Origin of the sequence: Clostridium uliginosum (genome assembly GCF_900112485.1) — a bacterium.
Lineage (GTDB): Bacteria > Bacillota > Clostridia > Clostridiales > Clostridiaceae > Clostridium > Clostridium uliginosum.
On the sequence record NZ_FOMG01000004.1, the window covers coordinates 189,758 to 210,919 of the forward strand.

The 21,162-nt window shown below is 26.0% G+C and carries 19 protein-coding genes; 6 read left to right on the forward strand and 13 right to left on the reverse strand.

Annotated features, from left to right (window positions below):
• Positions 1-365 precede the first annotated feature (365 nt).
• The gene (locus tag BM027_RS04690) at positions 366-1,661 is read right to left on the reverse strand and encodes a hypothetical protein (RefSeq protein ID WP_090089238.1); all 1,296 of its coding nucleotides are present in this window, start codon (positions 1,659-1,661) and stop codon (positions 366-368) included.
• Between the two features lie 380 nt (positions 1,662-2,041).
• On the opposite strand from BM027_RS04690, the gene BM027_RS04695 reads away from it, so the two are divergent.
• Positions 2,042-2,830 carry a histidinol-phosphatase HisJ family protein gene (locus tag BM027_RS04695; RefSeq protein ID WP_090089239.1) on the forward strand — a complete coding sequence of 263 codons (789 nt, stop codon included), beginning with the start codon at positions 2,042-2,044 and terminating at the stop codon, positions 2,828-2,830.
• Positions 2,831-2,965: 135 nt separating this feature from the next.
• The gene (locus tag BM027_RS04700) at positions 2,966-3,583 is read left to right on the forward strand and encodes a DUF3267 domain-containing protein (protein ID WP_175559941.1); all 618 of its coding nucleotides are present in this window, start codon (positions 2,966-2,968) and stop codon (positions 3,581-3,583) included.
• Between the two features lie 234 nt (positions 3,584-3,817).
• Here BM027_RS04700 and BM027_RS04705 read toward each other — a convergent pair whose 3' ends face one another.
• Both BM027_RS04705 and BM027_RS04710 read right to left on the reverse strand, forming a co-directional pair.
• Entirely contained in the window at positions 3,818-4,117 is a 300-nt protein-coding gene (locus BM027_RS04705) for a cytochrome b5 domain-containing protein (RefSeq protein ID WP_090089243.1), read from the reverse strand.
• A 224-nt stretch (positions 4,118-4,341) separates the two neighbouring features.
• Positions 4,342-5,343, reverse strand: a complete 1,002-nt coding sequence (locus BM027_RS04710; RefSeq protein ID WP_090089246.1) for a C40 family peptidase — start codon at positions 5,341-5,343, stop codon at positions 4,342-4,344.
• 602 nt (positions 5,344-5,945) lie between these two features.
• Here BM027_RS04710 and BM027_RS04715 point away from each other — a divergent pair.
• Positions 5,946-6,311: a hypothetical protein gene (locus BM027_RS04715; RefSeq protein ID WP_090089249.1), complete on the forward strand. Its 366-nt coding sequence runs from the start codon at positions 5,946-5,948 to the stop codon at positions 6,309-6,311.
• Between the two features lie 134 nt (positions 6,312-6,445).
• Here the strand turns inward: BM027_RS04715 and BM027_RS04720 are convergent, their stop codons facing one another.
• The 4 genes from BM027_RS04720 to BM027_RS04735 all read right to left on the reverse strand — a co-directional run bounded on the left by BM027_RS04720 (position 6,446) and on the right by BM027_RS04735 (position 10,885).
• A complete protein-coding gene (locus BM027_RS04720) occupies positions 6,446-7,285 on the reverse strand; it encodes an N-acetylmuramoyl-L-alanine amidase family protein (RefSeq protein ID WP_090089251.1) in 840 nt (279 codons plus the stop codon).
• Entirely contained in the window at positions 7,286-8,881 is a 1,596-nt protein-coding gene (locus BM027_RS04725; protein ID WP_090089254.1) for a YARHG domain-containing protein, read from the reverse strand.
• 109 nt (positions 8,882-8,990) lie between these two features.
• Positions 8,991-9,959: a zinc ribbon domain-containing protein gene (locus tag BM027_RS04730; protein ID WP_090089256.1), complete on the reverse strand. Its 969-nt coding sequence runs from the start codon at positions 9,957-9,959 to the stop codon at positions 8,991-8,993.
• Between the two features lie 74 nt (positions 9,960-10,033).
• On the reverse strand, positions 10,034-10,885 hold the full coding sequence (locus tag BM027_RS04735; RefSeq protein ID WP_090089257.1) for a zinc-ribbon domain-containing protein: 852 nt from the start codon (positions 10,883-10,885) through the stop codon (positions 10,034-10,036).
• Positions 10,886-11,392: 507 nt separating this feature from the next.
• Between BM027_RS04735 and BM027_RS04740 the strand changes: the two genes are divergently transcribed.
• A complete protein-coding gene (locus tag BM027_RS04740) occupies positions 11,393-11,662 on the forward strand; it encodes a hypothetical protein (RefSeq protein ID WP_090089259.1) in 270 nt (89 codons plus the stop codon).
• 272 nt (positions 11,663-11,934) lie between these two features.
• Positions 11,935-12,330 carry a thioesterase family protein gene (locus BM027_RS04745; RefSeq protein ID WP_090089261.1) on the forward strand — a complete coding sequence of 132 codons (396 nt, stop codon included), beginning with the start codon at positions 11,935-11,937 and terminating at the stop codon, positions 12,328-12,330.
• 269 nt (positions 12,331-12,599) lie between these two features.
• Here BM027_RS04745 and BM027_RS04750 read toward each other — a convergent pair whose 3' ends face one another.
• The 3 genes from BM027_RS04750 to BM027_RS04760 all read right to left on the reverse strand — a co-directional run bounded on the left by BM027_RS04750 (position 12,600) and on the right by BM027_RS04760 (position 15,415).
• Positions 12,600-13,274 carry a hypothetical protein gene (locus tag BM027_RS04750; RefSeq protein WP_090089263.1) on the reverse strand — a complete coding sequence of 225 codons (675 nt, stop codon included), beginning with the start codon at positions 13,272-13,274 and terminating at the stop codon, positions 12,600-12,602.
• Between the two features lie 144 nt (positions 13,275-13,418).
• Positions 13,419-14,030 carry a DUF4489 domain-containing protein gene (locus BM027_RS04755; RefSeq protein WP_242943287.1) on the reverse strand — a complete coding sequence of 204 codons (612 nt, stop codon included), beginning with the start codon at positions 14,028-14,030 and terminating at the stop codon, positions 13,419-13,421.
• 293 nt (positions 14,031-14,323) lie between these two features.
• On the reverse strand, positions 14,324-15,415 hold the full coding sequence (locus BM027_RS04760) for a ribose-phosphate pyrophosphokinase (RefSeq protein ID WP_090089265.1): 1,092 nt from the start codon (positions 15,413-15,415) through the stop codon (positions 14,324-14,326).
• Positions 15,416-15,953: 538 nt separating this feature from the next.
• On the opposite strand from BM027_RS04760, the gene BM027_RS04765 reads away from it, so the two are divergent.
• On the forward strand, positions 15,954-16,520 hold the full coding sequence (locus BM027_RS04765; RefSeq protein ID WP_090089267.1) for a 50S ribosomal protein L25: 567 nt from the start codon (positions 15,954-15,956) through the stop codon (positions 16,518-16,520).
• A 286-nt stretch (positions 16,521-16,806) separates the two neighbouring features.
• On the opposite strand, the gene BM027_RS04770 is transcribed toward BM027_RS04765, so the two are convergent.
• The 3 genes from BM027_RS04770 to BM027_RS04780 form a co-directional block, all read right to left on the reverse strand.
• Positions 16,807-18,564 (reverse strand): helicase-related protein, encoded by a 1,758-nt coding sequence (locus BM027_RS04770; protein ID WP_090089268.1) that lies wholly within the window; start codon positions 18,562-18,564, stop codon positions 16,807-16,809.
• A gap of 45 nt (positions 18,565-18,609) precedes the next feature.
• Complete coding sequence (locus BM027_RS04775; RefSeq protein ID WP_090089270.1) at positions 18,610-19,317, reverse strand: MBL fold metallo-hydrolase; 708 nt, start codon at positions 19,315-19,317, stop codon at positions 18,610-18,612.
• A gap of 336 nt (positions 19,318-19,653) precedes the next feature.
• Positions 19,654-21,033 (reverse strand): ATP-binding protein, encoded by a 1,380-nt coding sequence (locus BM027_RS04780; protein WP_090089273.1) that lies wholly within the window; start codon positions 21,031-21,033, stop codon positions 19,654-19,656.
• Positions 21,034-21,162 lie beyond the last annotated feature (129 nt).

Here is a 21,162-nt window from a genome sequence, read left to right on the forward strand (position 1 = left end):
CAACTGTTTTTAATTTTGGCTATGTTTTAAAACCGTGTTGATATTGTTACATATTGTTCAGTGGGCTAAAGAATTAAACTTAAGAACATCTAATGCCCACTTAACAAAAATGTAACAATATCAACACTATTCTAAAACATAGCCTTAAAATTTTATTTACATTTTTATTTAAATGCTTTTCATAAAAAATAAAGAATGTATAGTTTGTTTATTCAACTACACATTCTCTTGTAAACTTTCCATATATATTATTAAAAAATAGATGCTAACATCTGCACGCTCCAGGATAACGCTTTCTAAGTTTCAGATGAATACAAAAACTCTATTTATATTACAATATCAGAATTTACTTAAAAGTATTCTAATTATCTAGATACTTGTATTGCATCCCCTATTTTATATCTATCTATTTTACTTATCATGCTTTCAAAATCTATCTCTAATACTTTATCTTTTTCTACGTTATTTAATTCCACAACATATCCAAGATCGTCACTTGAATCTTTATAGAAGCTCATATGGCGACTACTATCATATATATTGTTATATCCTAACTTATCCTCACCGATATTATAATACGCAAACATATTACTTGCCATTAATAAACTTTCTTTTTCTGAATTTCCCTTGCAATATACTTTTACTGTATTATCATTTCTTTCTATATTGTATATTTCACCCTTACTTCCATCAGAAAATTTAAATACTTTTATATAATTTACGTTATTAGTTGTTTCCTTATTGACATTTCGTTTTTCATTATATCCATTTTTTTGATTATCTTCATATATTTTGTTTGCTTCATCAGAAGACATATCACAAACTACTGGTATAATACTTATATCTTTTGCATCTTTAATTCTTTCATAAGTTGCTGCTTCTGCTTCATAAATTCCGGTTATTAGTCTATCATTTCCTCCATTTCCTGAAGAATGGCTCCCAGCAGCTCTTGTTTTATACATTCTATCTCCAATTTTTAATATCATTGAAGAATATCGAGATTCTGCTGGATCATTCTCTCTTTCAGAATAATCTCTACGATATCCACTATATACAATTCTAGTTCCCCAAATATCAGACTGTAATTTATTTAATGTAAAATCAAACTCTGGTATTTTAGCAGATACTTCTTTTTCCATTGTATTTTTAAATGATTCTGAAAAATCTACATTTGCATCTATCCCTACATTAACTTTGTAAGTTGGAAATACTACATCTACTCTCAATTCCCCTTTTTCTGGGTATTCCTCTTCATCGCTATCTTCATCTATAGTTATTAATAGTGTATTGTCATTTATATACTCACTTGATTTACCTCCACCATTACAACAATTTTCTCCAAATGTTACTTGCACTATTGAATTTTCATATTTTTCTTTATCAAAAGGTTTTTCACTTTCAACTTTAACTATTACTTTTAATTTATGCTTTGTTGCTGTAACCTTATCTAGGGTTACTTTAAATCCATTTTGCACTACAGTTTTATTTATATTTATTGAATAATATTTACAATCAGTAAAATTTGCACCTTCACAATATACAGAATTAGCCTGTACATTATCATTAGCTGAAACTGGAATTTCTAGGACACCTATGGTTAACATAAAACCCATAATTCCAAGTACTGGACCTAACATTTTACTTATCTTTTTATTTACCATTAAACTCTCTCCCCCTTATAGATAGATAGTTAGTTAATTTATTTATCTTATCCCCATTATATATTTTACCATTTGCTATACATTATTACAAATAAATCCCAATTTATGTTTTTCTGCAGATTTAGGCCTATTTAAAAAAATAACGAGTGAATATGATAGTATCTTTGACTTGTTATTTTCTTTCATATGTCTTATAATTTATAAATTCTGCATCAATAATGGTGTACTTTCTTCCATAAACTATTAAAATTTTATGTTCTGTTTTAAAAGTACTTTTCTAAAATCTAAAATCTAAATAGCAAATTTTGCATTTTAACTTAGAACATATATAATAGTATAAGTGTACTAGCACCAATTGTATTTAGAAAGGATTACTTATTATGAGATACTTAAGTGATTACCACATACATTCAACTTATTCTTTTGATGGTAAACAAACCATTGAAGAAATTATAATTAAAGCTATTTCTATGAAGTTAAATGAAATATGCTTAACAGAACATATAAGCTTTAACCGTGAGGATAACATTTATAATTCTTTTGATTTTAAGGATTATGAAAATGAAATACAAATACTTTCTAAGAGGTATTCCGGACAAATCAATATAAAACAAGGTATAGAGATTGGAGAATATCATCTTTACAAAAATGATTTTGATAAGTATTTTAAAGAACATAATTTAGACTTTATCATAGGCTCAATACATAATCTTAATGGAAAAGGCTTAAGAAAAAATATTGCTGAAAACGGCATTACATATACATATGAAACTTACTTTAAGGAAATTTTGTATTTTGTACAAATGGGTGATTTTGATATACTTGGACATCTTGATATTGTTCAACGTTATGCTTTTAAAACTGGTGGAGTATATAATTTTGAGGATTATAAAGATTACATATATGATATTTTAAAAATTATAATTTCTAGAGGAAAAGGCATTGAAGTAAACACTTCTGGCTTATCAAATAATTTACTTTTTCCCAAATTAGAAATATTACATATGTATAAGGATTTAAATGGTGAAATTTTAACTGTAGGTTCTGATGCTCATACTACTAATAGAGTTGGTGAAAAAGTAAATTATGTATATGATATTTTAAAGGACATTGGCTTTAAACATATATTTACTTATAATAATAGGAAAATACAAGAACACTCTTTATAAAAAATATATATAAGAATATTTAGAAATAATAAGGCAACAAAATTTAAAAGATGTAAATAATTATAAAATGGTTTATTATAAATATAATCTATGTTATTGTATACTTTGATTTTATTATAATAAATGCTAAGGGAAGTGATTACTGTAAAAATACGAAATAAAATTCCTACACATAATGAAGAAAAAAATGCTCTGTTATTAAAGGATGGTTGGATTTTAATAAAGGAACCTAAAAATATCATCATGTCAATTATATTTTCAATTCCACTTATGATTATCTTAGGTTTAATATCTGTATGTATAATAAATTTGTTTTCTCCAATTACTTTAGAAAATTTTGGAATTAATCTTAACAATATTTCTATAACAATTAATATTGTAGATATAATCATTTTTATTATATTTATTTATATTCATGAACTTATTCATTTGATTTTTATACCAAACTTTTTAAATTCCGATAATACATTTTTAGGACTAACATGGTTTGGAGGTTATGCATATACAGAAGAAATCATAACAAAGAAGATATATATACTTATTGCAGTTATGCCTTTTCTATTAATTTCAGTAATAAGTATTTTAATTTTGGGACCAATGGGTTATTTAACTCCTATAATAAAGTTTATTTGTATATTTAATGCAGTTGGAAGTTCAGTTGATTTTTTTAATATTTTATTAGTTTCTATACAAGTACCTAATAAAAGTAAAATTGTTATGAATGGTCAGTTATCCTATTATAAAACCAATTGATATGTGTTCCAATGAATGATTAAACTTAAAAACAGATACATACATAATTATTATCAAAAAAATTAATAAAAAATAAAATTTTAGATGTAAGCCTAAAAGAAATGAAAACTTTAAATATGTTTCTTGAAATATCTAAGGAAAAAATAACTTTAATTTTAGAATAAAATATCCAAAAAAAATTCAGATGAAATTTCTTAATATTCTCATCTGAATTTTTTATGTTTTAATTGTATTTCATAATTGTTCTCTAAGTATCCCAACCTTAGGTAACTTACTAAGAATTTTATTCATCTCATGACAAGAGCGAAACTGCTTTGTTAAGTCTTTGCCGGCTTTAAGACCAAAGTGTGTTCCTCCACCCCAAATTGCTTTTTTACTTAAATCATAAACTATACCTTCTATTGCTACATAAGCAGGTTTTCCAGCACTTCCATCATACTGTGATAATTCTTTTAATGTAAACTCTTTGGGTTGCCTACAATAATTATCTCCTATAAGTTCTCTAATAGTTTTAACATCAAAATAAATAGACATATATTCCTCTCAAATATTTATATCCTTAAAGTTTATGAATTACATTGGTATAATATTATTTTTAAATTTAGTTATGTTTTAAAATACTGTGGATATTTTAGTATAAAAGCGAACTGGCATTGGAATTTGCTTTTGAACTTACTCGGCAAATTCATATGAGTCAAGTTTTCTATTTAATTTCTGTTCATGAACTTTATAGTAAAATATCAATATTTACTTAAAATTTAATTTTTATCTAAAATTCTTCCAATGTATTTCATATTTGAAGTTGAAAGTCGAGAAATTTTAACAACATCGCCAGTATGCGGTGCATGGATATACATATCATTTCCTATATACATTCCTACATGTGTTGAGTTAGAATCTTTGTTAAATACTAAATCTCCTGGTTTAATTTCTGCTATACTAATAGGCTTTGCAAAACTTTGTTGATCTTGTGATACTCTTGGTATATCTATATTTTGAGATTTAAACACATATTGCAAAAGTCCAGAGCAATCAAATCCATCTGGAGTCACTCCACCCCACAAATAATGAACGCCTAAGTATTTCTGTGTTTCTTTTATTAATGCCCTAGCTTCATCTGAAATATCAGTAGGTAATGTTATTGGAATAATACTGCTTGTACCATCACTTAATAATTCACTGTTTTCTTTTACATATTCTAATAATTGTTGTTTTTGATCTTCTAATTCCTTGATTTCTTTTTCAATTGATTCTTTATCTTTTTGTAATTCTTCATTTTCTTTTTCTATATTCTTTTTTATATCAGTAAGTTTTTCTTCTGATTGCTTTGCTTCTGAAACAAGCTTTTTATCGCTTTTACATATTTGAGAAATTAATTGAACCTTTTCTGCTGCTTCTACAAGATTGCCCGAAGAAAATAATGCATCTAAGTATTGCATTGGTGTTGTTTCAAATCCACCATCCATGTGTACTTTTCTTAATCTTTCTGCTAACAAGTTATCTTTTTCTTCTAAATTTGTTTGAGCTTTTGTCAATTCCTCTTCATTTTCTTTTATATCATTTTCTTTTTCAAGAATTTGTTCTTTGTACTTATTTAGCTTGTCCATATTGTATTCAATTTTACTATCATATTCTTGTACATTTTGTACAACTTGTTCAAGTGATAACTCATTAGGTGCTGCAAATGCTGGAAACGTATTACTTGTAATTATTAAAAATAATACAGTTGCTAACATGGTATATATAAATTTATTTTTCATTATATTCTCCTTTAGTCATTTATTGACTGTTCTAAACGTAATATCCATCATATTAAACATATAACTCAAAATAAACTAGAGTATACTAACTTGTAATCTTTTGAATATGTCTTATATGTATAATTACAAAGAGTATATTCATAATACTTATTTTATAATTATATTTTAGCTATCACCTCTCTAAATTTCTTATTAAAACTATTTATATTATAATACAAATCTATGTATTATTTTATACAACTTTATTAATAATTTATTAATAATGGAAAAAAAAATTCTTTGAAGTGTTTTTTATTACAAATATTTCCTATTTATAATCGGTTTCATGTACTAAAAGCAAATATAACTCTATATAAATAACACTCAAACAATAATTAAAATGGTGGACTGTGCTTATATGTGCCTAAGATTAATCATGGTTAAAGTAATTTGATAAATGTACGAGTATAAAAGGTATTGTTTACTCCTATTTTGTTATTATTAATGTTTTTACATAACGGATTAAAATATAAACACTAAATTAAAAAAGGTTATAAACATTAATGCACTCAAAATTTTGTGAACAAATAATAATATACTGTAAAAGAAAGGTGATATAAAAAATGAATTCAAAATGCAGTAAATGTGGATGTGAAGTAACTGGAAGTTTTTGCGAAAACTGTGGTGAACCCATTCCAACTTTTAGAAATGACTATACTCAAAAAATCACCCAAGCATTAGATAATCCGAAATATGGAAATATGTGGATTAGTGGATTGAAATTAATTGCTAAAGTAGAATTTGCAATAATTACTATTGCTAGTTTCATTTTAGGATTTATTGAAATGACACAAAGGGGGGGTAGTTTTTTAATAGGATTGCTTATAATTGCTTTAGGACTTGCCCTTGCTTTTATTTCCGTTGCTGTAATGATGGTATTCTTAAATATGGCCCAAGATATATCTGAAATAAATTCAAAATTGAAATAAATAGATATAAGAATTTAAAACATAAAGGTTCTGTTTTAATATCAACACGGTTTTAAAACAGAACAAATAAAAAATAACAGACCAGTATGCTTGTCTATTTTGCATCTTTGGGCTGTTATTTTCTTTCATGTGCCTTAATTTGTTTTTAAAGCCTCTAAGATTCCATTTGCTAAACCTTGAGCCAATTTGTTTTGATAATTATCATCATTTAATAGTTGATCTTCTGTTGAATTCGACATAAATCCCATTTCTGTAAGTACTACCGGAACTTTAGACCAATTAAAGCCTGTTAAGTCATTTCTTTCAACAACACCTCTATTAGTCATTCCTGTTGCATCTACCAAACAATTTAGTATAGTTTGTCCATATTGTTTACTTACATTGCTTATGTCTTTAGCATATCCTATTGGCGCTGGTGTTAGCATAGATGTTCCATGAGCACTTTGATTTTCTGCTGAATCACAATGTATTCTTATTTCTAAATCAGCATTATTCTTATTTCCAACTTCTGCTCTTTCTATATTTCCTGGACTTTCGATATCTTGTGTTTTTGTCATTATGACTGTAACATTATTTTGTTCTAATAAATTCTTTAATTTTACTGCTACATTCATAGCTACAACATATTCAGGAACATTTGTAGAAACCCCTTGTGCTCCACCTGGATCTTTTATTTTCATAATATTCGAGTCTGGAGATTGCTGTTCCTTTTCTCTATTTCCATTAGAAGAATGTCCTGGATCTATAACTACTATTTTTTTATTAACAGTAGTAGATATTTCCTCCTGTTTAGATGTAACATCTTGACTCTTACTTTCTTCAATTGTACTTTCTTCTACTTTTTGATTTTCATTAACTTCTTCTTGTGCATTATTTATTTCACTTTTCACTGATTCTTCTTTAATATTAGAAAAGCATCCTGATAAAGATATTAAAATCATTAAGGATAAAAACCATGGTAAAAATTTCTTCATTTATTTTTTCTCCAATTCTTGTATCATCGCATAATTGGCTTTCTCATATTGATTAAAACTAGAATCACTTCCATCATAACTAGAGTTAGGAACATACCAACTCTTTGCTGTAAAGTAATTTTTAAATTGTTCTTCATTAAATACATATCCATGACGAGCAAAGATTTCATTTCTAGCAAGTGCAAGATCATCTTTGCTTAAAGCTTTCAAATCATCTTTAGTAAGATATGCTTTATCACTATCTTTTAATATATAATCACCTGAATTTGTATTGGTAGTCTTACTACTATCGGTTTTTCCTTTAGTTACAGTTACCTCCGTTGGAGTTCTAGCATCTTCATAAACTTTGTACCATTTAGAAGTAGCTTTTTGGGATGAGGATACAAAACTTGTGCTTTTTGAAAGAATTTCATATATTCCATCATTATCTACATCCTCTGGCTTAGTGTAATTATTCCCCGATATTGTCCCCTTTAATCCTAACGTATTATTACCTACTCCAAATACGCAGGTAGCAAAACTATTTGTAGCACTTTCGTAATTTATAAATACTCCTTTTTTATCAGTATCATAATTATATACTCCCTGTATCTTTCCATTAAAAGCATTATTAACAGTTTTATTATCCACTAATTTATATTTACCATCTTTGACTTTATATAAATTTAATTTAATTTCTGAGTTGTAAGAATGTGAGTTTATACTTTTCAACTCTATTATTTCATCAAAAGAATCGTCATCAAAATTATCAAAGTATAATTTATCATTTTCCATAAGTAAATTTTTTGAGCTTCTTAAAGGATTACCTGTTATCTTTGAAATAACATTCAACATTACATCTTCGTAATGTTTATTAGATTTAAAATTTCCACCTAATTTATCTATTTCATTAAATTCTTTAAGTGCATCTTCATATTTTCCTTCACTACAAAGCTTATCTACTTTCCTATCTTTTATATCGCTTGCTATGCTTTGAAAATCTTTTTGAGATAACATGCTTGATATTTCCTGAAGCTTTTGTTCTGCTAAATTTACATCATTTCCCGATATTTCAATAAGTGTATTTTTAAGCAAATCTTTAGTCTCACTTGATTCTAAAGCTTTTACAGCCTTAGTTGCATATTCAAGTTTTTCTACTTCACTTACTGCGTTATTGCATTTTACAATATAGTATTGTCCCCTTATTTTATTAAAGAAAATACCTACTAGTATAAGTACAATTAAAACTACAACTATTAAAATCTTTGGTATAATTCCTGATAAAAATTTTTCACTACTTTTACTTTCGATATTTTTTTTATTTTTAGAAGTACTGTTAGGTACCTTACGCATCTTTGGCTCATAATATTCGTTGTTCTCTTTTTCACCTTTTATATCATTTTCTAATTTTGAAATATCTATAATTTGTGTTTTATCTATTTCGTCCTTTGAAATGTCTATAATTTGTGTTTTATCTATTTCATTCTTTGAAATATTTATAGATTGGGTTTCATTTTTCTTATCATTAATATCAGCATTTTGAATTGGATTCCCACATTTATTACAAAACTTTGTATCTTCTGAAATAGAATTACCACATTTAGTACAAAATTTCATTATTTATTTCCCCCCTTAATTCATGTTTTAAAGAAATTTAGGTACATGAAAGAAATTAATATCCCAAATATGCATCGTATATTTGGTTTATTATTTTTTTGAATCTGCCTTATTTACTTCCTAAATTATCTGTTTTCTTTATAGCATATACCTTAAATCCTGAGTTGGTTTTATTTAAAATGTATGTAGTTCTAAAATCAGTATATTTAGACTCATTTTTTTTACCATAAGATATATTAAATTTTTCATAAATAGTAACCTGATATTGAGTCTCACTTATCTTTTTTATCTCTTCAATTTCATGATTTATTAGACTTTCATTTATTTTTTGTTCTGAAAAGCTTTTTAACATATCATTAAATTCATTTATTAAACTTCCACTTAAATCTATTGCATCTTTAATATAATAAGTATCTTTTGTATTAACCATTCTTATATAGTCATTCTCATATCTATCCATTGCATTTTTAATATCTATTTCATTATTATCATAAGTATTAACTACATTATTAGAATTAGAATTAACTGTTTTAGTATCATTTTTAGCCTTTTCTGGTACTGAATAACTTTTTTCTGCAAGTGTTTCCTTACCATCTTCTAAATAAGCTATCTTTACATTTCTTTCTCCAGTAGTAGCTTTTCCTGAAGATTTATAGCTAATTTTATACTGATTTTCTTCTGCTCCTATATCAAGTTTTAAATCTTTTTGGAAAACATCTTCTTCTTTTAACGTAAAGTTTTTCATTTCAAGATCTTTTGAATAATTATTAGCTTGTATAGTTAATATTACATTAGGATAATTATCTGTATCTACATACAATACATCTATACTTGTCTGAGAATTCTCTTTTTTAATAGAACTTATTTTTATAAATGTTACTGCTCCAATTATTCCAATTATTAATATAGCTATTATTGCGAAAAATATTATTTTATGATTGTTATTCTTTGTTTTATCTTTAATAGTGTTCATTTCATTAGCTTTTTTATTATTAACTAAGTGATTTGGAGATCCACAACTGCTACAAAATTTAGCATTTTCCTTTATAATTTCACCACATTTTTTACAATAATTCATAAATTATTCCTCCATAGCTATTGTTGAATTCATCAAAAATACAGCGATAAATTTTATCACTGTTAAATTTTAAACTATAATAAATGTTCTATTGAGTTAAAATTATTTATTATTGATGCCATAGAGTGTTCAAGTTCGTTTACTATACATATTGATAATATAGCTGAAATTAATACAAATAATATAGCCATCAAAATAAACACCTTATCATTTTTTTCATCACTAAATTGTTTAATTCCATTATATAAAGTAATAAATGATAATATATATCCTGAAAATAATATAAGTAATCCAAAAATGATGTTTATAAGTGTAGCTATGCTTGCTAAAGTTATAGCTAATACTAATGGAATGTATGATACAGTTGATATAAATAATATATCTATAGGTTTTATCTTATTTTTTAATATTACTGCATTAAGTAATGCTAAAACTATTCCTGTTACAATGATTATTACTAATAGTTGACCTGCTCCACTTAAAAATACATCCTTATTGTCAATCATATTATCAAACTTGCTTTTAAACTCAAACATTTTATTAGACATAAGAAGTTCTTTTTTAGCACTTATTGCATCTTGACCAGATATTATCCCCGCCTTAACTAAAATATCAGGTAATTTCTTAACTGTATTAAAAATATAATTAATGACTGCAGAGTTATATAGCATATTTAATATCCCATATATTATAGGTAGTCCCAAAAATAAAGCAACTGATGTTTTTACTAAATCCTTATCTTTTATATCACTAAAAAAAGATACTGGTTTAACAAAATACATTTTTAGTAGTTTCATTAAAACAGAATCTTTTACTTTAGGTGGCGTAAATGATACTGAAGTTTCTTTATGTCCTGATGGTGTTCCACAATTACCACAAAATGCATCTCCCTCTATTATTTTGTTTCCACAATTTTTACAAAACATTGTTATTCCCCCTAGTTTAATTTGTTTTATATGGTATATAATTTAAAACAAATAAATTATATCATTAAATTCATTAATATTACAATTTTTATAATTTTCAATCATTTTTCTCAAATATTAATGTATATTAAAAGTTTTTTGTCACTTTTGGGGAATTTTCAGTATTAAATTTTAAGTACAAAATTAAGATAATATCTAGTTTTTATAGTTACTTCTTTAATAATATTATTTTAATTATTTGTGATTATTTTTTAAAAAAAAATATTATAAATTCTATAACTTTTATAAATTATTAAGTATCTTTTAATACTTTAATATTATATGTCTAATATTAAAGACATTTTTATAAATATATTCAAAAATATGTATATATTTTTGCTAAATGGTAATTATTATAAAGATGTAAATTTCACAAAAATGATTTATATTATTACTATAGTAGTGAGGTTAAAAGAAAAGTCACTACATTAAATTATAATAAATAGTTTACAAGTTGGAGGGATTATTATGAATTATAAAACTATTAACAAATCTCAATTTAATTTAAGATCTTATTCTATTAGTAAAAATATTCCTCATAACAGAATTTCAAAAAATTCATTGAATCTGTCAAAGTACTTTAGTAAAGTATGGAAATTTATTTCTAGTGCAATATTTAACAACACAGAATATGCATATGATAGAAATGCTTTTAATTCTAAGTCTTGTAATAATAATTATACTATTCAAGATCCTACAGAAATAACATTAATATCATCAAGGAGAACATTTTTATAAGTCATATGAAATAAAATAACAGATTAAAGATACCAATGATATTTAAATGTAACTAAGACATTTTGAACAAAATAATAGTCAAAAATGCTTAATATATTAATATAAATTAAAAAAGTCCCTCAGAAATTTTTTCGTAAATTTCCGAGGGACTTTTGACATTAAACATTTACAACAGTCTACTCTTTTCTTTTATGTGCCTTATAGATTTTATAGTTTAACCCTATTATATATGTTATAATTTATCTATCACATTAAATGGGAGGATGACTGTAATGAATGAACCTAAAATTGGACAAATAGCTAAACGTGAGCTTATAGTTACAAAAGATATGTTAGCCGTTAATGTTAGAAGTGGAAGTGTAGAAGTTTTTGCTACTCCAATGGTTGCAGCAATTATGGAAGGTGCAGCTTCAGATTTAGCTCAAAGTTTCTTAGAAGATATTTATACTACTGTTGGAACAAAGATTACTATAGAACATTTATGTGCAACAGCAGAAGGAGTTAAAGTATTTGCAGAAGCAGAACTTACTTCAGTAGATGGACGTAAATATAGTTTTTCATTAAAGGCATTTGATAACAAGGGATTAATAGCTACTGGAGAACATGAGCGTGTATGTGTGAAAAAAGAAAGTTTCTTAAACAAAGCTAATGAACGTAAAAATTTATAAAGCATTGTAAAATAAATAACTAGTCAAATATTCTTAGTATTTTTTGAACTAGACAAGCAGGTAAAGGTAGTTAACTAACAAATTTAAAAATATTTTGCTAGCTTAAGATACTAAAATTGTTTAAGATATATGAAAGAAAATAACAAGTCAAAGATGCAATCTATAATTTTGTGTGAATCACTTACTCAGTGAGTGTGTACGAGTCGAACTTCCTTATGACGCAAAATAAACTAGTATACTGACTTGTTATTTTTTTGAATATGATTAATCTAATCTGATTGAACAATTTTATTTGCAATTAATCCTTTCTTTGGGTCATATCCAACAACACAATAGGAATTATCTTCATTTATATTATCTAAAGAAAGTACCTTTGAATTATCAGAAAGTAACATAAAGTTTCCTTCTGGTTCAGGGATAAAGACATTTTGGACTTGAGTTAAAGTTAATTTTAAAGATATTATCATTTCAATATAGTAGTGAGAAGAACTATTACATACTGAATCTTTAAGTATTTCTATACAATCTAAACTACAATGAATAGGTGTTGATTTCTCATAGAAACAAGCCTCAGAGTTAGGAGTTTTGCAAATCGGAATCTGATCAAAATTAATAGTTACATTTGCAGCTACAGGTATATCTACATTCATACTTTGCTCAGTAATTTTATCTAAATTATAAATTGAGTATTTTAAAGATTTATGTATATACCCATTTACTAATAATTTACCATTTGAATTTAGTTTAGAATTTTTTAGATAAACCTTATTATGATTAGTTTTAATACCTCTGCAATTTTTATTTAAATCAATTTTTTTCTTAATAGGAATTGAAATTTTAAGATTTGACAGTACTATAGGTACTTTTATTATAAAAGCACCTGGCTTACCCATAGGAACATAATATTCACATTTTACTTCAGTTACGCTGTCGTCATTTGGCATTTTAATCCTCCTAGAAATAAATAATTATTATATTCTAATATATTCATATACTAGAATTAAAATAACAAAATATATTTAATTAGGCATAAAAAATAAACAGCCTTAAATTAATTTAAGGCTGTTTAAATCAAATCATAATTATAATTAACAAAGGTTTTCTACAGCAAGTGCAGTTATTGTTCCAGATACTGTTGTACCAGCTTGAAGTAAAGTAGCTGATGAAATTTCAACTGAATAAGTTGCACATCCACAACATTCAGTTGAGTCACAGAATTTAAAACTAAATGACTCACTTGATAAAGCTTCAACTGCATTTGAGAAAGTAAAACTTCCACCTACAGGTTGAGTGCATCCATTAACACATTTAACTACTCTAAATGTTAAATTAGATAATATAGCTATAGGAGTATTAATTTGAAAAGTAGCGCTTATAAGCACTGATGGATTACACATTCTTGTAGTATCTATAGATACACTACCTACAGAAATAGGGGTTGTAGGAATTAATCCAGCTGTTCCAAGTATAGGAAGTGGTCCAGCTAATCCACATGAACATCTTAATAGTGCTCTACCAGGTTCACATGCACAAGAATGGCGAGTTTCACATACTACACAAGAGTGACAATGTTTAGGTTCACAAGAATGACAATGTTTAGGTTCACAAGAGTGACAATGTTTAGGTTCACAAGAGTGACAATGTTCTTCATGATCCATATAATTCTCTAATGATTTTTCGTTTTCTGATATAATATTCATAAATTCCTCCTAAAGTTTAAATTTTAATAATCATTTGTTAAAGTAATTAAATTATTGATTACTTATAATAATATAATATTAAAATAATAGGAAAATGTGTTATCTAAAATGAGAAATTACAATATTAATTAAAAATTAAATTTAAAAGAAAAAAGTTTAGCTCATAGCTTATTTATTAACTAAACTTATTGACACAATATAACCCCAAATAGACTAGTATACTGACTTATTTTTTTAATATGCCTAAATAAAAAGTCCCTCAGAAATTTACCAAAAATTTCGAGGGACTTATACTATTCCTTTAATAAACTTTGTATTATTCTTGTTGCATCCATATATTTAGCAATAGATTTACCATGATTTAATCTATTGATAATTCTAGCTACAAATTCTGACATATCAACCCCATTAAACCATTTAGCATTATGTAAATCTGGTGATATATATGTTAAATTAGTAGAATATATTTTTGTTATTATTCCATCATTATAGTACTGATTAAATTTCTCAATTCCTTCTGTAAAGAAAGCAAAAGTTGCAGCTACATATACATTTCTAGCATTTCTTCCCTTTAATTCTTTAGCAATATCAAGAACTGATTCTCCAGATGCTATCATATCATCAACTATTAAAACATCTTTTCCAGCTACATCTCTTCCCATATACTCATGTTGAACAATAGGATTTTTTCCATTAACAACTCTAGAATGGTCTCTTCTTTTATAGAATAATCCAACATCTACACCTAAAACACTTGAATAATAAATAGCTCTATCCATAGCCCCAGTATCAGGACTAATTACTAATAATTTTTCTTTGTTTCTTTCTAATGATTTCTCATTAGATATAAGTGATTTTACTATGTCATAAGTCGGATAAATATTTTCAAAAGATAGTAAAGGAATAGCATTTTGAACATTAGGATCATGAACATCAAATGTAAGAATTTCATCAACACCTAATCTTTCAAGTTCTTGAAGTGCTAGTGCACAATCTAAAGACTCTCTACCCTTACGTCTGTGTTGTCTTGATTCATATAGAAGAGGCATAATTACAGTTATTCTCGCTGCCTTACCTCTAATAGCTGAAACTGTTCTCTTTATATCTTGAAAATGCTCATCAGGACCTTTATGATTTTTAATTCCAAACATTTTATATGTACAATTATAGTTTCCAACATCACATAAAATATAAATGTCTTTTCCTCTAATAGTTTCAGGAATTTTAATCTTTCCTTCACCATTAGAAAATCTTATTTCATTAAGTGGTATTAAGAATGACTCAGTACAGTTCCTTTTGTTTTGAATATACTTGTCTATAGCATTTCCTAATTTTCTACAACTTTCTAATGCTATTATTCCAAGTTCGTGGTTTAATTCGGTCATTTATTTCTCCCCTTTTTGAATTATTTAAATCATAGTACATATTATTTTTAGTATATACTCAAACAATAACAGTATATACTAAAAATGAAAATTTATAAATATGTTATTATAAATCTTGTAAAATTTCACAATCATACATATATATTATTCATTTATAATATGTATCTAAAGAATCATTGTAGAATATTCATAAAGTATTAATCATAAATTTTATTTGAATGTGCCTTATATCTAAGTTTAATAGTTTAGCAATAAAACACTGTTTTTATCTTCTTATTATAAGATAAACATTGCTTATATTATTTTTTACATAATAAACCATATTTATATTATCATTTCCTTATTGCCATGATTTGACTTTAAATAATATATTTACTATGCTTTAGCTATTAAATAAAAGGAGGCTGATGCATATGTGGAGCTTTAAAATTAAGCTCTAATGTAGTTAGTTATGCGTTACGTTGTATAAATTTACGCACCTTAACTCTTTATAGTGCTTAATAAATCAATATATTATATTATAAGTGAGGTATTTATTATGGCAAATGTAGCATTTAAGGTATCGGAAAGAAATACAAAAGAAAATAAAAATAAACTTAGAAAATCAGGGCTAGTTCCTGGAGTAATTTATGGAGAATTCTTAGAAGAACCAATTTCCATAAAAATGTGCAATGCAGAGCTTTGTAGAATGCTTAGAAGAAACAATAAAGGTTCTATTATATCTCTCGATTTAAATGATAAGAAATTAAACTGTGTAGTTAAAGAAGTGCAAAAAAATGATCCTAAAACAATTTCACATGTAAGTTTTCAATATGTAAAACCAAATGAAAACATAAAGATGAGAATACCCATTAAATATGTTGGACAGGAAAATTTAGAATCTAAGAGATTATTATTAGAAACTTTTAATCCATTTATAGATTTCCAAGGAGATGTTGAAAAAATCCCTGAATATCTTGAAGTTAATGTATCTAATATGGATTGTGAAGATAAATTATTTGTTGAAAACATTAATGTACCAAAAGATATAACTGTATTAACTGATTCTAAAACATTATTAGCAGTTGTAAATTCTCAATTAACAGTTGTGGATCCTAAACTTTAGTTTTCTTCTACACAAAACAAAATAATATATTAATTTTTTTAATAAATACATATTTCACTAGAGATATGTATATTATTTATTTTAAGATGGCTAAAGGAAAAGATGATAATCTAAATATCTGATTATCATCTTTTTGCTTTCTTATTGCTAACTTAATTTAGGCACATAAAAGAAAATAATAGACCAAAGATGCATCGTATATTTGCAGACACAGTATGACTCAAAATAGACAAGCATACTGGTCTATTATTTTTTTGAATGTGCCTTATACTATAAATAGTGATTTTTAAATTCTTAATAGTATCTCATTTATTGCTTCACTTATCTTTATTCTTTCATCATAAACCCATTTCACATCAAATTTTAGGTTAAATATTTTAGAGAATGAGTAATACATGTTTACCTTTTGATAGTAAATTTCCAAATCATCCAAGTTCCCATTAAAGCAATGTGGAATAAATAATTCATTCTGCTTATTTATAAATAACTCATCTACATATTCTAAAAATTTCTCCATTAATTCATCTCTTGAAGTATCAAATGGAACTTTTAATAAATCCCACTCTATATCTTCATTAAGTTTATATTTTTTTATTTTATCTAAAATCAAAATATATTCACTTATATCCATTTTAGTATAATAATCTAGCTTTTCTTCTCTAGTACTCCAAAGAGCAAGCTTCTCATTTAAAGGTAAGCTCTTAATATTTAATATAGCCTCTGATGGACCAATTACAGCTTTTCTTATAACTTTATCCTGTTCTTCAAGTTTAGCCTTAATAAAGTCCGCCGTGCCTCCAATACCTGCAATATAACCAACATCATAAATACCAATTCTACCTGCACGACCACCTACCTGCTTTATTTCCTGTGAAGTTAACTCTCTCACTTCTTCTCCATCAAACTTCCTTATACTCATAAAGATAATTCTTCTAATAGGTAAATTAACTCCCATTCCTATTGCATCTGTAGTTACAAGTATATTTGTTTCTTTATTTACAAATTGTGCATATTGCATTTTTCTAACTTCTGGTGGTAAATCTCCATATATAATGCTTGCTTTAATTCCATTGCTTGAATATTCCTGTGCTATCTCTAATACTCTTTTTTTAGAAAATACTACAAGTGCATCTCCTTCTCTAGCATTATTATAATTAAAGTTTTTATATTCAACTTCAAGTGGTATAGCCCTTTTATATTCTTTTATTTCATATTCATCATTGCAATCATTTATCATCTTTTCTAATATATATTTTGCATTAGCTGCTCCACATATATGTATTTCATCACATTGTAATCCAAGCACTGCTTTACTCCATGCCATTCCCCTTTGGGTATCACTTATCATTTGAATTTCGTCAATAACAGCTATATCATAACGCTCTTTCAAATTCACCTTCTCTATTGTACATGAAACATGGGTAGCTCCTAAATTTAAGATTTCTTCTTCACCAGTTGATAAATCACAAACTATTCCTTCTTTATTTAGCTTTTCAAAATTTTCTAAAGCAAGAATTCTAAGAGGAGATAGGTACACCCCTTTTTTTGCAGTTTTAAGCCGTTCTATAGCATTATATGTTTTACCAGTATTCGTATCACCTAAATGTATATAAAACCTTCTCTTCATGCTCCTAGCTGCAGGATATTCATCTTTATGATTGCTTGGGAATTTTTCTTCAAATTCTTTTGCAATTAATTTAGGTATATGCATTTTTGTAAGAACTGTCATTAGCCCTTGATTTAGAAAGTTATTATAATTTCCACGTATTACTTGGTAAAAATCAAAATCTGTATTGTTTTTCTTATTATATGCATCAAGCATTCTCTTTGAAGTATATTCAAGTAATTCTTCATATCTTTCACATACCATATTGAAATCTTTTAACCCTTGATTATCTAATTCCTTAAGATGCCTTAGTTTCTTTCTTATTGAACTCTCATGTTCTATAAGTGCTCCTGATTTTGAATGCTCTACTATTTCTTCTATTTGACTTATTTGACTTTTATACTTCTTAAACTCTCTTTGTGATGCATTCTTTTTCATCTATTCTTACACTCCTATCAATAAGGCATCTTAAAAAATAAATGCCTAATACTTTATTTCAACAACATTAAAACCATTATCTTTTATTTCCTGCTCTGTTATGTGTTTATCAAGATGCATACAATAAATATTGTTTCTAAATTCTGGTGAAACTATGTCACAAAGCTTTGTTAATGATAAGTGGTTATTATTTTCATATTCTAGTCCACACGTATCTTGATATATCCTATTGATTTCTCCATTTTTCATCTTTTCAATCACTTTATTACTTATAACATTTGCATCCCCACTATAATAAAATGACTGTCCATTTAATTTCATTATAAATCCATATGATGGTATTGTATCAACATGAGAAACAGGTAAAAATTCTATAGCAAACTGCCCAAGTTGTCTATCTCTAACATATACTATATCAAAACTATTAATATTATACATTTCAGAACTTACACCTATACTAGTTAAAAAACTTTTCATTAATTCTTTTTTTGGAAAAAATATATTTACTTTACGTTTTAAAATGTAATATGAATAAAATATTACCTCACCCAAACTCCCAACATGATCAGGATGCGTATGAGTAATTACAATATATAAACTTTCTAGTCCACTTAATATGTCAAGTTGTTGTAATCTATGAAAAACAGTTCCTCCACAATCAATAAGAAGTAAACTATTATCCTTCTTTATAAAAGCACTTGTATTACCTAAGTCAGTATTAAAAGCACTTCCTTTACCAATAAAATTAAGCATTTTACCCTCCTAATTAATATTTATAATATTATTGTTACTTATCTAATCTCACTATTCCTTATAACTTATAATAATTATAAAATAGAATAATTTAAAGGTACCTGAAGTATTATCAAGTACCTTTGTTAAATAATAATTGATCACTAATAGTGATTTTAATGTATTCCATTATATGTTGTAAATTTTTAAACCACACTATTTTGAATACCATCATTTTTTATTTTGCACAATCCTTAAATTCATTCACCAGCCACTGACTTACTTGTTATTTATTTTAATATGCCTTACTTAAAGTTTCAATGGTTGAATTACTTAATTCCCATAGTGCTAACTTATTTATTGGGGTAATAAAATTTCTTCAAAATTAAACCTTGGAAATAAAAATATAGGTATTGTATAAGTTCTGTTTGCAATTCCACCTTCTGTTAAACCTTTTAAATAAATAGCAAAGTTTATTTTCCCATTAGTTAATGATTTTGTTATAGTTTTTCCAGAATTTTTTCCAGCTTTCACTTTTACCCCGTAAATATTTCCATTCTGTCTATTTCGATAAACAAAATCCAACTCTCCATCTCCATAAATAGCAAACATAGGTACTGTTGGTATCTTATCTACTAAACAGTGATAAACAAATGTTTCATTTAGAACTCCATTAGATTCTGACATCAATATATTAGCTTTATTCATCACATAATTTGACATACCTATATCAGATAAAAAATATCTTTGACGTTTCTTTATATTCGTAAAATCAAAATCAATTAACTTATCACAATCCTTAACAAATTTTGATGTATAAAACCATTGTAATGCTCTATTACAATTTTCTTTTGTTATATTACTAGAATACTGTTTGGTTATAATCTTTTGTAATTCTTCAGTATAACTACTTTCTTTAAATCCTTTTTTATTACTTGTTAATACTTGCATTATTGCATTTATACAGTCTTCAAACATTCGAGCTGTTAATATATCTCCATCAAAATATCTTGAGGATTCTTCACAAAATACTCTTTGCAATTTTTCAAATATATTATTTAAATCTTTAATACCCGTTTTTAAATATTGACAAACTATTTCTGGATATCCACCGACTACACAATAGTCTTTATATTTATTATAAATAAATTCATAATCCTCTTTATTTGATTTTCCATATAAATCTAAAGATTCATATAACTCAGTCATATTAAGAGCATTTATAAATTCTGTAAATGATAGTGGCTTTATTTCTAAAAAATCCACATCACCCATAGGAGACCAAAATTCTTTTTGCATCACAACTCTGCCTAAATAACTTCCCGTCATTATAAAATGAGTATTAAATTCTCTTGCAAATTGTCGTATCATATTATATATTTTATAAGATTCTTGTATTTCATCTATTATAATTATACATTTACTGTCATCTTTAAAATCCTTTGAAAATCTTTTAAACATTTCTTTTAAAGAATTAGTATGCTCTCTATCTAATTTTCCACTTAATCTTTCTTCTTTTATTTCATCATAAATTGTAAGTAAATCTTCTCCACTTTCCTCTAATAAATTAATATAAATTACATAGTTGTAATTTTCTATAGCAAACTTTTTAACCAAATAAGTTTTCCCTACTTGTCTTGCACCTTCTACCAACAAAACTTTCTTATTGTGCATATTTTTCCAATCAATCAATTTACTATAAGCATCCCTTTTTAGATCTATAGTTTTCCCCTCCAAGTCATCACTTCCTCATCATAACTTTCTATGTTCTTATTATATCCTTGTATAATTAAGTTGTAAATTTAATAAAAAACTATTTATATTTCTAACGAACATTTCACTTCTTATATTTTTTAATATTCTTAT